At 57.7% G+C, this 12,634-nt stretch carries 12 protein-coding genes; 7 read left to right on the top strand and 5 right to left on the bottom strand.

The window, feature by feature from the left end; translation table 11 throughout:
• Nucleotides 1-21: 21 nt before the first annotated feature.
• Genes paaK through paaG form a run of 5 tightly spaced genes read right to left on the bottom strand, consistent with a single transcriptional unit; the run spans nt 22 to nt 5,392 of the window.
• Nucleotides 22-1,320 carry a phenylacetate--CoA ligase PaaK gene (gene paaK / locus FIV46_RS15610; protein ID WP_139942274.1) on the bottom strand — a complete coding sequence of 433 codons (1,299 nt, stop codon included), beginning with the start codon at nt 1,318-1,320 and terminating at the stop codon, nt 22-24.
• 38 nt (nt 1,321-1,358) lie between these two features.
• Nucleotides 1,359-2,564 carry a 3-oxoadipyl-CoA thiolase gene (gene pcaF / locus FIV46_RS15605; protein WP_139941854.1) on the bottom strand — a complete coding sequence of 402 codons (1,206 nt, stop codon included), beginning with the start codon at nt 2,562-2,564 and terminating at the stop codon, nt 1,359-1,361.
• A 23-nt stretch (nt 2,565-2,587) separates the two neighbouring features.
• Nucleotides 2,588-3,055, bottom strand: coding sequence for a hydroxyphenylacetyl-CoA thioesterase PaaI (gene paaI, locus FIV46_RS15600; RefSeq protein WP_139941853.1), 468 nt, complete (start codon nt 3,053-3,055; stop codon nt 2,588-2,590).
• Nucleotides 3,052-4,569: a 3-hydroxyacyl-CoA dehydrogenase gene (locus FIV46_RS15595; RefSeq protein ID WP_139941852.1), complete on the bottom strand. Its 1,518-nt coding sequence runs from the start codon at nt 4,567-4,569 to the stop codon at nt 3,052-3,054. The genes paaI and FIV46_RS15595 overlap by 4 nt, the downstream gene beginning before the upstream one ends.
• Nucleotides 4,570-4,597: 28 nt before the next feature.
• Nucleotides 4,598-5,392: a 2-(1,2-epoxy-1,2-dihydrophenyl)acetyl-CoA isomerase PaaG gene (gene paaG, locus FIV46_RS15590; protein WP_139941851.1), complete on the bottom strand. Its 795-nt coding sequence runs from the start codon at nt 5,390-5,392 to the stop codon at nt 4,598-4,600.
• A gap of 226 nt (nt 5,393-5,618) precedes the next feature.
• On the opposite strand from paaG, the gene paaN reads away from it, so the two are divergent.
• The 7 genes from paaN (at nt 5,619) to FIV46_RS15555 (ending at nt 12,621) form a co-directional block, all read left to right on the top strand.
• Nucleotides 5,619-7,286, top strand: coding sequence for a phenylacetic acid degradation protein PaaN (gene paaN / locus FIV46_RS15585; RefSeq protein ID WP_139941850.1), 1,668 nt, complete (start codon nt 5,619-5,621; stop codon nt 7,284-7,286).
• 236 nt (nt 7,287-7,522) lie between these two features.
• Entirely contained in the window at nt 7,523-9,688 is a 2,166-nt protein-coding gene (katG, locus tag FIV46_RS15580; RefSeq protein ID WP_139941849.1) for a catalase/peroxidase HPI, read from the top strand.
• Nucleotides 9,689-9,813: 125 nt separating this feature from the next.
• Complete coding sequence (locus tag FIV46_RS15575; protein ID WP_139941848.1) at nt 9,814-10,137, top strand: hypothetical protein; 324 nt, start codon at nt 9,814-9,816, stop codon at nt 10,135-10,137.
• Nucleotides 10,130-10,390, top strand: a complete 261-nt coding sequence (locus tag FIV46_RS15570; RefSeq protein WP_139941847.1) for a DUF6460 domain-containing protein — start codon at nt 10,130-10,132, stop codon at nt 10,388-10,390. The genes FIV46_RS15575 and FIV46_RS15570 overlap by 8 nt, the downstream gene beginning before the upstream one ends.
• Before the next feature lie 71 nt (nt 10,391-10,461).
• On the top strand, nt 10,462-11,034 hold the full coding sequence (locus tag FIV46_RS15565; RefSeq protein ID WP_139941846.1) for a cytochrome b: 573 nt from the start codon (nt 10,462-10,464) through the stop codon (nt 11,032-11,034).
• Nucleotides 11,035-11,201: 167 nt separating this feature from the next.
• Nucleotides 11,202-11,576, top strand: a complete 375-nt coding sequence (locus FIV46_RS15560) for a DoxX family protein (protein WP_139941845.1) — start codon at nt 11,202-11,204, stop codon at nt 11,574-11,576.
• An 85-nt stretch (nt 11,577-11,661) separates the two neighbouring features.
• Complete coding sequence (locus FIV46_RS15555; protein ID WP_219846158.1) at nt 11,662-12,621, top strand: transferrin-binding protein-like solute binding protein; 960 nt, start codon at nt 11,662-11,664, stop codon at nt 12,619-12,621.
• Nucleotides 12,622-12,634: the final 13 nt, after the last annotated feature.

The following is a 12,634-nucleotide window of genomic DNA, read 5'->3' as shown; positions in this document are numbered from 1 at the left end:
GTGTGGTGTGTGGTATGTGGTTTATTTCTTGCGCATGTCGATGATGCGCTGGGCCTTGCCCTGGGAACGGGCCACGGTACCGGGGGCGCCAACCACCGGGATCACGGAAATGCCGATCCGGTTTTTCACATGTTTGGCCAGCAGCTGGCCGGCAGCTTCCCGGTCTTCGACCGAGACACTGGGGTCGGAGCCTTCCAGGTTGATGGTCAGGATATCCATCGGTCCTTTCTTGTCGATCACCAGCTGGTAATGGGGGCTGAGGCGGACATCCTCGAGCATGATTTCCTCGATCTGGCTCGGGAATACATTGACGCCGCGGATGATCATCATGTCGTCGCTGCGACCGGTGATCTTGTCCATGCGCCGCATGGAGCGGGCGGTGCCGGGCAGCAGCCGGGTCAGGTCGCGGGTGCGGTAGCGGATGATCGGCATCGCTTCCTTGCTGAGCGAGGTGAACACCAGCTCGCCTTCCTCACCGTCGGGCAGCACTTCGCCGGTTTCCGGGTTGATGATTTCCGGATAGAAGTGATCTTCCCAGATGGTCGGGCCGTCCTTGGTTTCGATACATTCGTTGGCGACGCCCGGGCCCATCATTTCCGACAGGCCGTAAATGTCGAGCGCATCAATGCCGAAGAGTTCCTCGATTTCCTTGCGCATGGCGCCGGTCCAGGGCTCGGCCCCGAAAATACCCAGGCGCAGTGAGGTCTCGGCCGGGTCCATGCCCTGGCGTTTGAATTCATCGGCAATGGCCAGCATATAGCTGGGGGTCAGCATGATGATATCCGGCTGGAAGTCGGTGATCAGCTGGACCTGTTTTTCGGTATTGCCGCCGGACATGGGGATCACGGCGCAGCCGAGCCGTTCCGCCGCATAATGGGCGCCAAGGCCGCCGGTGAACAGGCCGTAGCCATAGGCCACATGGACTTTATCGCTGCGCCGGCCGCCAGAGGCCTGGATGGAGCGGGCGCCGAGGTCGGCCCAGGTGTCGATGTCCTTTTTGGTATAGCCAACCACAGTCGGTTTGCCGGTGGTGCCGCTGGAGGCATGGATGCGGACGATGTCGTCCATGGGTACGGCGAACATGCCGAAGGGGTAATTGTCCCGCAGCGTGGTTTTTACCGTGAAGGGGAATTTGGCCAGATCGGACAGATCCTGCAGGTCGTCCGGGTGCACACCTTTTTCATCAAAGGCCTTTTTGTAATGAGGCACATTGGTATAGGCGTGGTTCAGGCTCCATTTCAGGCGCTCCAGCTGCAGCGCGCTGATTTCATCACGGCTCGCCACCTCGATGGGGTCGCGGGGCCCAAGGGTTTTCGGCATTTCAGACACTTCTTTCTCCCTGTCTTACTATAACTCGATTATACGCGCTCGATGATCATGGCGATACCCTGTCCGACACCGATACACATGGTGCAGAGGGCGTAACGACCACCTTTTTCGTGCAGTTCATACATGGCTGTGCCCACCAGGCGGGCGCCGCTCATGCCGAGCGGATGGCCAAGGGCGATGGCGCCGCCGTTGGGATTGACCCGGGGATCGTCATCGGCAATGCCGAGATCGCGGGTCACCGCCAGTCCCTGTGAGGCAAAGGCCTCGTTCAGTTCGATCACATCCATCTGTTCGATGGTCAGGCCGGTGCGCTCCAGCAGTTTCTTGCTGGCCGGGGCCGGGCCGAAGCCCATGATGCGGGGCTCAAGGCCGACCGTGGCCATGCCGACAACCCGGGCTTTGGGGGTCAGGCCCTGCGTCTTGGCCGCCTGTTCGCTGGCAACGATCAGGGCGCAGGCGCCGTCATTGACGCCGGAGGCATTGCCGGCGGTGACTGAGCCACCTTCGCGGAACGGAGCGCGCAGCTTGGCCAGCCCTTCCAGGGTGGTGCCGGCGCGCGGATGCTCGTCCTTGTCCACAACAATCGGATCGCCCTTGCGCTGGGGAATGATTACCGGAACAATTTCCTTGGCGAGGCGGCCGTTTTCCTGGGCGGCAACCGCTTTCTGCTGGGATCTGACAGCGAACTGGTCCTGGTCTTCGCGGCTGATGTTGAAATCCTCGGCCACATTCTCGGCGGTTTCCGGCATGCTGTCGATACCATACTGCTGCTTCATCAGTTTGTTGACGAAGCGCCAGCCGATGGTGGTGTCGTAGATTTCAGCATTACGGGAAAAGGCGGTTTCCGCCTTGCCCATGACGAAGGGCGCGCGGGACATGCTTTCCACACCGCCGGCAATCATCAGTTCGGTCTCCCCGGCCTTGACGGCGCGGGCGGCGATCCCGGTGGCGTCCATGCCGGAGCCGCACAGGCGGTTGACGGTGGTGCCGGACAGGGTGACCGGTAGGCCGGCCAGCAGGGCGCACATGCGGGCCACGTTGCGGTTGTCTTCGCCGGCGCCGTTGGCGTTGCCGAAGATGACATCGTCAACCTTTGACCAGTCCATGTCGGGGTTGCGCTCCATCAGCGCCTTGAGCGGAATAGTGCCGAGATCGTCAGCACGGACAGAGGACAGGGCACCACCATATCGGCCGATCGGGGTGCGGATATAATCACAGATAAATGCTTCGGTCATAACAAACTCCTCAAATGGCCGCTTCAGGCTTGGGTCTCTGTTTCTTCATCAGGCAGAATGCTGTCCTTGGTGGAATGGGATTTGCCGCGGAAAACCGCGACCAGCACACCGTCCTGATTGTTAATTTCAATATCAAAAATGCCCTGACGGCCGGCGCCTCCCTTAAAGTGCGCCGTCGCCGTCAGTGTGTCGCCCGGAAAAGATGGGCGCAAATATTCAATGCTGCAACCCGCCGCCACGGTCACTTTATTGTGACTATTGCAGCTGAGGGCAAAGGCGCTGTCCGCCAGGGCAAACACGGCGCCGCCATGGGTCGAGCCGAAGAAATTGGTCATTTCGTCGGTGACGGTCATGCTCATTTTAACATATCCGGCGTCAATCTCGAGCAGCTTGATTCCCAGCAGGTCGTCAATGGATTTGCGGGCGGACAAATGCTCGCCCAGCCTTTTCGCCAGGGCAGTATCCGTGTAGGGGGAATTCTTCTGGCTCATACGATGTCCTTCTCGGCAATGACGGCGCGACGCAGGAACGGGGAAACCCGGTAGCGGTCTTCGCCGTAAAAGACGGCGAGGCTGTCGAGCACTTCCACAATCAGGGACAGGCCAACCTCCTGGGCCCAGATCATGGGGCCTTTGGGATAGTTCACGCCGAACTGCATGGCGGTATCCACGGCGTCCGGGGTGGCCACCCCCTGGTAGACGGCGTCGCCGCCCTCGTTGGCCAGGGTGGCGACGGTGCGCATGACAATCAGGCCGGGGCAGTCATCAAGGACGCTGACCTTCTTGCCCAGCGCCTGGAAGAAACCGGCGGTAGCTTCCAGCGCCACATCGGTCAACTGGTCAGCCTTGGCAATGGCGATGCGGGAGCAGGTTTTATAGTCCAGCGCCAGGTCGAAGACCACGGTTGGCTCCCCGGTCAGCACCGTCATTTCGGTGGCGGTGGCGCCATTGGTCGGGGTCACCAGCAGGTCGCCGATACGGAACCCGATTTCCGGGCTTTCCTCTTCATAAACCAGGTCGATACCGGCGTCTTTGGCCAGCTCCACCAGCGGCTCCATCAGGACGCTGTCGCCAAGCACGGTGACTTTTTCCGGGGCCGGATAATTTTCTGCGGTGGCCGGTTCCGGTTTTTCCGCGCCGTCGCGGTAATCATAATAACCCTGTCCGCTCTTGCGGCCAAAGCGTCCGGCGGCAACCATTTCCTGCTGGATCAGGCTCGGCTTGAAGCGCGGGTCCTGATAGTAGGCGTTGTAAACTGAATTGGAGACGGCAAAGTTGACGTCATTACCGATCATGTCCATCAGTTCGAACGGGCCCATGCGGAAACCGCCGGCTTCGCGCAGGCAGGCATCGATGGTGGCATAGTCTGCGCCGCCTTCCTGGGCGACACGCAGGGCTTCGCCGTAATAGGAACGGGCGACCCTATTCACGATAAAGCCCGGGGTGGATTTGGCAAAAACGGTTTTCTTGCCCCAGGCCACCGAGGTATCAAACACGATGTCGGCGATCTCGTCGCTGGTGGCGAGACCGCGGATCACTTCCACCAGCTTCATGATCGGGGCCGGGTTGAAGAAATGCATGCCGACCAGATTTTCCGGCCGTTTCAGTGTGGCGCCGATTTCGGTAATGGACAGTGAAGAAGTGTTGGAGGCAAGGATGGCGTCGTCGGACAGGATGTCTTCCAGTTGACCGAACACCTTGCGCTTGACGTCCAGGTTTTCAACGATGGCTTCGATGACCAGCTTGGCCGGTTTCAGCTCCTCCAAGGTGGAAACCTTGTGCAGCCGGCCGAGAATGGCGTCTTTGTCGGCTTCCTCCATTTTACCCTTTTCGACCGAGCGGGCCAGGAACGTGCTGATCTGGCTGATGCCCCGCTCCAGGGCTTCTTCGGACATGTCAAATACATATACCGTGTGGCCGGCGGTGGCGGCCACCTGGGCGATACCTGCGCCCATGGCGCCTGCACCGATTACGGCAACGGGGGAGGAAAGGTCGAGAGCAGTCATAAATCAGTCCTGTAGGAAATTGTTCGTTCTATTTGCCAGTGAATTCAGGTTTTCTTTTTTCGAGGAAGGCTTCGACGCCTTCCCGGTAATCGTCTGAATAGCCGGCCTCGCGCTGGAAGGCTTTTTCCATTTCCAGCTGGCTGTCCAGGTCATTGCCGAGACTGGCCTGCAGGGCTTTCTTGATCAGGCCGAGGCCTTTGGTCGGCTGGGTCGCCAGATTTTGCGCCAGTTTGAGGGCTTCTTCCCTGAGGGCCTCGTCATCAACAGCCTTCCAGATCATGCCCCAGTTTTCGGCCTGTTCGGCGCCGACAGCGTCGCCAAGCAGGGCCAGGCCCATGGCGCGGGCATGGCCGACCAGGCGCGGCAGCATGTATGTGCCGCCGCTGTCCGGCACGAGGCCGATCTTGCAGAAAGCCTGGATGAATTTGGCGCTTTTCGCAGCCAGCACGATATCACAGGCAAAGGCAATGTTGGCCCCGGCGCCGGCGGCCACGCCATTCACGGCACAAATCACCGGGACGGGCAGGGCGCTGATCTTCCGGATCATCGGATTATAATAGTTTTCAATCGACTCACCAAGATCGCCACCGGGCAGCACGGCGGCGTCGGACAGGTCCTGGCCGGCGCAGAAGCCGCGGCCGTTGCCGGTGAGCAGGACACAGCGCAGGCCTTCCGCTTCAGTCAGGATATCCAGCGCCTGCTGCATTTCCTCGTGCATCTGTTTATTGAAGCTGTTCAGGGAGTCGGGCCGGTTCAGCGTTAAAACAGCCAGACCATCATTGATTTCAAACTCGATTGTGTCAAAATTCGTAGAATGAGACATGGAAAGCTACCCTGTTGCGCGTCTTAAAGCGGTTTTGCTGGTCAATCTCACTTTATTTTAGACCTAAACGGTATTGTTTTAAATATAAAATATTATATTTTTCTTGAATTGACCAACCGTTCGGTTTATTAATTTACATGATTTCAGGGGCCGGTCAATAAAAATTATGATTTCGGCAAGCGTACGCTCGGCCCGAGGCTTATCTGTCACACTCAGGAGAATGCAAATGTCTGTTTCCCCCTTATTTGAGAAGCATAAGGAAACCTTGAACAAAGCGATCGAGGCCAGCCGCACCCGCGAATACTGGACGGCCTATCCGGAAATGCCGAGTCCGAAAGTGTACGGGGAAACCGCCAACAAGGACGGCGAAAACGCCTTCAAGTCCTACCTGAACAAGACATTTGAAATCGACCAGCCGGGTTCGGAAGGAACTGTCGGCGCAGAAAAGTCCCCCTATGGCTTTGACCTGGGCATCACCTATCCCAAGGCTGACATCGACAAGCTGGTGCCGGTGGTGGACGAAATGCGCAACAGCTGGGGCAAGGCGGATGTGGATACCCGCGCCGGCGTCTGCATGGAAATCCTCGACCGGCTCAACAAGCGCAGCTTTGAGATCGCCTTTGCGGTGATGCATACCACCGGGCAGGGCTTCATGATGGCCTTCCAGGCCGGCGGCCCGCACGCCCAGGATCGCGGCCTCGAGGCCGTGGCCTATGCCTATGAAGATATGAAGCGCACCCCGGCCAGTGCCCACTGGGTCAAGCCGCAGGGCAAGCATGACCCGCTGGTGATGGACAAGAAATTCACCATTGTGCCGCGCGGCATCGGCCTGGTGATCGGCTGCTCCACCTTCCCGACCTGGAACAGCTACCCTGGCCTGTTCGCCAACCTGGTGACTGGCAACGCCGTGATCGTCAAGCCGCACCCGGGCGCCGTGCTGCCGCTGGCCATTACCGTGCAGATCGCCCGTGATGTGCTGAAAGAAGCCGGCTTCAGCCCCGACGTCGTCACCCTGGTGGTGGATGATGCCGCTGCTCCGGTGACCAAGGAATTGGCCCTGAAGGATGAAGTGAAACTGATCGACTTCACCGGCAGCACCGGCTTCGGGAACTGGCTGGAGGACAATGCCAAACAGGCCCAGGTCTATACCGAGAAAGCCGGTGTCAACTGCATTGTCATCGACAGCACCGACAATTTTCGCGGCATGGTCGGCAACATCGCCTTCACCCTGAGCCTCTACAGCGGCCAGATGTGTACCACACCGCAGAATATCTTCGTCCCTGAAGGCGGTATTGAAACCGAAGACGGCCACAAGTCCTATGACGAAGTGGTTGCAGCCATCGTCAAGGGTGTTGAGAAGTTCAACTCCGACGACCAGCGGGCTTCCGCCGTGCTGGGCGCGATCCAGAGCGACGCCACTATGGCGCGGATTGAGAAATATTCAGCCGGCGACAATGTGCTGCTGGCGCCGCGGGAAGTGCCCATGGAAGGGTTCGAGAATGCCCGCATCCGCACCCCGCTGATCCTGGAAGCCAGAGACGAGAGCTCCTACAAGGAAGAGCTGTTTGGTCCCATTTCCTTTGTGGTCAAAACCAAGGATACCACCGACAGCCTGGCTATTGTCAAAGACAGCGTGAAAAACCACGGCGCCATCAGCTTCGGCATCTGGTCTTCTTCTGATTCGGTCCTTGCCCAAGCGGAGGAAGTCGCCTGTGAGTCCGGCGTGGCTGTGTCCTTCAACCTGACCGGCGGCGTGTTCGTCAACCAGACCGCCGCCTTCAGTGACTTCCATGCCACCGGCGCCAATCCGGCCGCCAATGCGGCGCTGTCCGATACCGCTTATGTTTCCAACCGCTACCGGGTGATCCAGAGCCGCTGGCATCCGAAAGGGTAAGACAGAGATACCTCCCAGGCCTAAAAACCTGTAACTGTAACCCCGTCGGCTTTTGCGCTGACGGGGTTTGTTTTTTTATATTCATCTTCATCATGTATAATAGGGTGCAAGAGGTTCGATAAGGAATATATATCGATTATATAAAAACAATATATTTTAGTGAATGCTCTGGGGTTGATAGAGTTTGTGGTGAGTAAAGCGTTGCATTCAATTCAACAGCATCCAGGAGACTAATAATGTCAGAATCATCCAAGACCGCAAACGCCGGAAAATGCCCGGTCATGCACGGCGGCAATACTTCTTCCGGTATGTCCAATATGGAGTGGTGGCCCAATTCCCTTAATTTAAATATCCTGCATCAGCACGATACCAAGACCAACCCCATGGGTCAGGACTTCAACTATCAGGAAGAGCTGAAGAAGCTGGACTTCGAAGCGCTCAAGAATGATATGCGGGCGCTGATGACCGACAGCCAGGACTGGTGGCCGGCTGACTGGGGTCACTATGGCGGCCTGATGATCCGTATGTCCTGGCATGCGGCAGGGTCCTACCGCATCGCTGACGGTCGTGGCGGTGGCGGCACCGGCAACCAGCGCTTCGCCCCGCTGAACAGCTGGCCCGACAATGTGAGCCTGGACAAGGCGCGTCGTCTGCTGTGGCCGCTGAAGAAAAAATACGGCAACAAGGTGTCCTGGGCGGACCTGATCATCCTGGCCGGTACGGTCGCCTATGAAACCATGGGCCTGAAAACCTTCGGCTTCGGCTTCGGCCGGGAAGATATCTGGGCCCCGGAAGAAGATACCTACTGGGGGTCCGAGAAAGAGTGGCTGGCCAAGGATCGCTATGAAAGCGAGTCCGAGGAGTCACTGGAGAATCCGCTGGCTGCGGTACAGATGGGCCTGATCTATGTGAACCCGGAAGGGGTTGACGGCAAGCCCGATCCGCTGAAAACGGCGGAAGCGGTGCGGGTGACCTTCGCCCGCATGGCCATGAATGACGAGGAAACCGTGGCGCTCACCGCCGGCGGCCATACCGTTGGTAAATGTCACGGCAACGGCGATGCCAGCCTGCTGGGTCCCGACCCGGAAGGCGCGCCCATCGAGGAACAGGGCTTCGGCTGGAAAAACCCGAACGGCAAGGGCATGGGCCGCGATACCATCACCAGCGGCATCGAGGGTGCCTGGACCACCCATCCGACCCAGTTCGATAACGGCTATTTCTACCTGCTGTTCACCTATGACTGGGAGCTGAAGAAGAGCCCGGCCGGCGCCTGGCAGTGGGAGCCCGTCAACATCAAGGAAGAAGACAAGCCGGTTGATGTGGAGGATCCGTCGATCCGCTATAATCCGATCATGACCGACGCCGACATGGCCATGGTCAAGGATCCGGTGTACCGGGAAATTTCCGAGAAATTCTACAAGGATCCGGACTATTTCCGTGAAGTGTTCGCCCGGGCCTGGTTCAAGCTGACCCACCGCGACATGGGGCCGAAAGCCCGTTACATCGGCCCCGATGTGCCGCAGGAAGACCTGATCTGGCAGGATCCGGTCCCAGAGGGCAACACTTCCTATGACGTCGACGCGGTAAAGGCGAAAATTGCCGAGAGCGGCCTGAGCATCAGCGATATGGTCGCGACGGCCTGGGACAGCGCCCGCACCTACCGCGGCTCGGACATGCGCGGCGGCGCCAACGGCGCCCGCATCCGCCTGGCGCCGCAAAAGGACTGGGACGGTAATGAGCCGGAACGCCTGGCCCGGGTTGTCGAGGTGCTGGAAGGGGTCGCCCGCGATACCGGTGCCAGCGTGGCGGATACCATCGTCCTGGCAGGGAATGTCGGTATCGAGCAGGCAGCAAAGGCAGCCGGCTTTGACATCACCGTTCCCTTCGCGCCGGGCCGTGGTGACGCCACGGCCGAAATGACCGACGCGGAGAGCTTCGAACCGCTGGAGCCGGTCCATGACGGTTACCGCAATTATCTCAAGAAGGACTATGTGGTCAGCCCCGCTGAACTGATGCTCGACCGGACCCAGTTGATGGGCCTGACGGCGCCGGAAATGGTGGTCCTGGTCGGCGGTATGCGGGTGCTGGGCGCCAACCACGGCGGTTCCAAACACGGGGTCTTCACCGCTCGTGAGGGCGCGTTGACGACCGATTTCTTTGTCAACCTGACCGACATGGCAAACCGCTGGGAGCCGGCAGGTAACGGCGTTTATGAAATCCGCGACCGCAAGTCGGGCGAGGTCAAATGGACGGCGAGCGAACTGGATCTCACCTTCGGCTCCAACTCGATCCTCAGGGCCTATGCGGAAGTCTACGCCCAGGACGACAATAAGGAAAAATTCGTCCAGGATTTTGTTGCCGCCTGGACCAAGGTCATGAATGCGGATCGTTTCGACCTGTAACCGGACAGTATCGCAAACCATAAATCCCCGTCGGCCTTCCGGTCGGCGGGGATTGTCTTTTTTGGTGTTAGATTATAGACTTACCGGCTATGGGACTGGAAGACAGACAAGGATAACTAGATAATATGCGGCTTTTATGGTTGATACCGGCGATCTTTATGATCGGTCATCTGGCGGCCTGTGAAAAACTGGACACCAGGCACAAGAAGACCGTAGAGGAGCGGCTGCTTGACAGTTTTTCCGATAGTAACGAGGACCTTCGGGCCCGGATCGGGCGCGTTGTCGCGGCGGCGGAAGACAAGGATTATGAGTTTGCCATGAATGAGCTGGCCGTGATTTCAGCCACCATAAAACTTGAGAAAGACCAGAAACGGGCGATAGGCGACCTGATGCGCCAGTTGCGCTATGATCTGGAAGAGGAAGAACTGGAGGACAAGCCGGATGAATAAAAGGGTGCTGGGAATTGTCTGGAAGCTTATCATTGCCTCTCTCTTTGTCGGCATGGCGCTCAGTTATTTTGACATTACGCCGGCGGAACTGATCGAAGACCTGCCGGAAACCATCGGTAAAATAGTGGATACGGCCTGGTCCGGCATCCAGTGGGCGGCGGACTATGTGGTCCTGGGCGCCATTGTGGTGGTGCCGGTGTGGCTGCTGATGAATGTGACCAACATCGCCAACAGGTTTAAAAAGAAGGAATAGCAGCTCAGCTGCGTAATATTCCATAGGGACTGAATAAAAACGCTATTGTTTGGAAGAAAGAGGAGGATGTGATGTCCGCGAGAAATACCGAAACCACCTACGGCAGTGTGGCCCGTGCCCTGCACTGGATCATGGCAATCCTGATTATCGGCATGTGGGTTCTCGGCCTTTACATGCATGAATTGCCGCGGGAAACGCCCGAACAGATGCAGTATAAATTCGGCCTCTATGATATTCACAAGGCCTTCGGCATGCTGGCGCTGCTGTTTATTCTGTTCCGCATGTACTGGCGCATGACCAACCCGATCCCGGTTTTTCCCGAAAGTATGCAGAAATGGGAAAAAATGCTGGCCCATGCTGTCCACGGGCTGCTGATGCTGCTGATGCTGCTGTTCCCCGTTTCCGGCTATCTCGGTTCGGCCGCCGGCGGCCATTCCGTGCCATTTTTCGGCCTGTTTGAATTCCCGCTGATTTTGTCAAAAAATGAAGGACTGGCGGAAGTTTTCGGTGAAATTCACGAAATCTGCGCCTGGACTATATTCTTTGCCTTCATCCTGCATGTGGTCGCGGCGCTGTATCATCATTTCGTGAAAAAGGACGATATTCTGCTGCGCATGTCGCCGCACGGGCAAAAATCCGACTGATGGTTTCGGCCGGAGTGTGACCTTACGAAAAGGCCGTTTCCAGCGGCCTTTTTTCACGCGGCGCCTCCGGCGTGACCTGCAAATGCGGATTCATAAAATTGTTACATTTGTTTTTTCTGGCAAATTCTGCCTATAATTCCCCCATAAACGGTGGAGGATAACGGTAGATGAACGGGGATGTGCTTGTAAAAGCAACCGTTTGGGTCCTGAGCCTGGTTCTGGCTCTGGTGTTTGTCTCGCTTGGTCTGGGGAAGATCGCTGGTGTCGAGGCACAACTGGCCCGCTATGATTCATGGGGTTTGCCGCTCTGGGGCGTCAAAGCCCTGGGCGCTGTCGAGCTGGCAGGCGGTGTTTCACTGCTTATCCCGCGCTGGGCGCTGGTCGGCGCCTTCGCCCTGTCCCTTGAAATGGTCGCCAGCGCCATGATGCATTTCTCCCTCAACGAAGATCATCTTGTCATGCGGGCTCTGGTCCTGGTTTTCATCCTGCTCGGGATCAGCTATCTCCGGGTCAAACGAATGGCGGTTAATGACTTGAATTAGAACATTTGTTAACGGCTCATTCATATAGATACACTACCATAAGCAGCAAATTCAGGTGGATTCTATTGAAGAAGGGGGAGTCGTTTTGACCCGAAAATTGTCTAAAAATCTTATGTTCACAGTGGCCGGCACGCTTTTGCTGGCATCCTGCGGTGGGGGCGGGGGCAGCACGGCTGCGCCGACAGCGCCTATCACGCCGACGAGCAATGACAGCCTTGACGATATCCAGGTGTCCGAGGACTTCAACAGTTTTTCCAGTATTGTGCTGGTGAAAGTGGAGGGAGCTACCGAAACGATCGATGCGTCAAACCATACCGAAAGTGCAAACGCGGTTGTCGGTGTAAATACGGATGGCAGCTTTGATGTCACGATTTCCAATCAGGGCGATGACGGCGACGTAAATCTCGATTTTGACACCACGGGCACGACGCGTACAGTTGGCAGTGAACAGACTATCTTTACCCAGGATGACTCCAACACCTTGACGGTTTTGCGGGTAGGGGTGGATATCGATGTTCCGTTTACCACCACAAATGAAACAATTAACCTGTCCTATGTCAGTTTTGGCCAGTGGTCGAAGACCGACGGGGTTGTGAGCACAAACGGGTTCAATACTGCCCGTGGCTATACCGTGTTCGGGGTGACCACTGACAACGTACCGACCACCGGTACAGCGACCTACAGGGGCTATGTCGACGGATTTTTGTACCAGGCCACTGCCGTCGCGGGTGATCCCGATGTCTATGCGGTTCGGGGAAGTCTGACGGCGACGGCGGACTTTGGGAACAATACAATAACCACCGATTTCCAGGACATGGCGCTTAGTCAGGGCAGCGGTTTCACTGACTGGGTGGATTTTTCCTATGAAGGCACCATTGCCAACGGAATGTTCACTGGCGACGCTGATGCCGCCACACAGGGTGCGGGCTATGAGGGCACTGTGAATGGCGCATTCTACGGTCCCAACGCCGTCGAGATCGGCGGCACCTGGGAGCTTTACGGCAACGGCCAGGAAGCGGCCGGCGCCTTTGTCGGCGAACAGTGATTTCGCCATTTGA

Origin of the sequence: Emcibacter nanhaiensis (genome assembly GCF_006385175.1) — a bacterium.
In the GTDB taxonomy this organism is placed as follows: Bacteria; Pseudomonadota; Alphaproteobacteria; order Sphingomonadales; family Emcibacteraceae; genus Emcibacter; species Emcibacter nanhaiensis.
The sequence above is the reverse complement of the archived record's forward strand: the minus strand, read 5'-3'. Positions and strand labels throughout refer to the sequence as shown.

What these genes read in the sequence shown, in the direction of transcription:
- paaK (WP_139942274.1), bottom strand. Translation starts at nt 1,320, where the DNA reads ATGCCGAAAACCCTTGGGCCCCGCGACCCCATCGAGGTGGCGAGCCGT.
- pcaF (WP_139941854.1), bottom strand. Translation starts at nt 2,564, where the DNA reads ATGACCGAAGCATTTATCTGTGATTATATCCGCACCCCGATCGGCCGA.
- paaI (WP_139941853.1), bottom strand. Translation starts at nt 3,055, where the DNA reads ATGAGCCAGAAGAATTCCCCCTACACGGATACTGCCCTGGCGAAAAGG.
- FIV46_RS15595 (WP_139941852.1), bottom strand. Translation starts at nt 4,569, where the DNA reads ATGACTGCTCTCGACCTTTCCTCCCCCGTTGCCGTAATCGGTGCAGGC.
- paaG (WP_139941851.1), bottom strand. Translation starts at nt 5,392, where the DNA reads ATGTCTCATTCTACGAATTTTGACACAATCGAGTTTGAAATCAATGAT.
- paaN (WP_139941850.1), top strand. Translation starts at nt 5,619, where the DNA reads ATGTCTGTTTCCCCCTTATTTGAGAAGCATAAGGAAACCTTGAACAAA.
- katG (WP_139941849.1), top strand. Translation starts at nt 7,523, where the DNA reads ATGTCAGAATCATCCAAGACCGCAAACGCCGGAAAATGCCCGGTCATG.
- FIV46_RS15575 (WP_139941848.1), top strand. Translation starts at nt 9,814, where the DNA reads ATGCGGCTTTTATGGTTGATACCGGCGATCTTTATGATCGGTCATCTG.
- FIV46_RS15570 (WP_139941847.1), top strand. Translation starts at nt 10,130, where the DNA reads ATGAATAAAAGGGTGCTGGGAATTGTCTGGAAGCTTATCATTGCCTCT.
- FIV46_RS15565 (WP_139941846.1), top strand. Translation starts at nt 10,462, where the DNA reads ATGTCCGCGAGAAATACCGAAACCACCTACGGCAGTGTGGCCCGTGCC.
- FIV46_RS15560 (WP_139941845.1), top strand. Translation starts at nt 11,202, where the DNA reads ATGAACGGGGATGTGCTTGTAAAAGCAACCGTTTGGGTCCTGAGCCTG.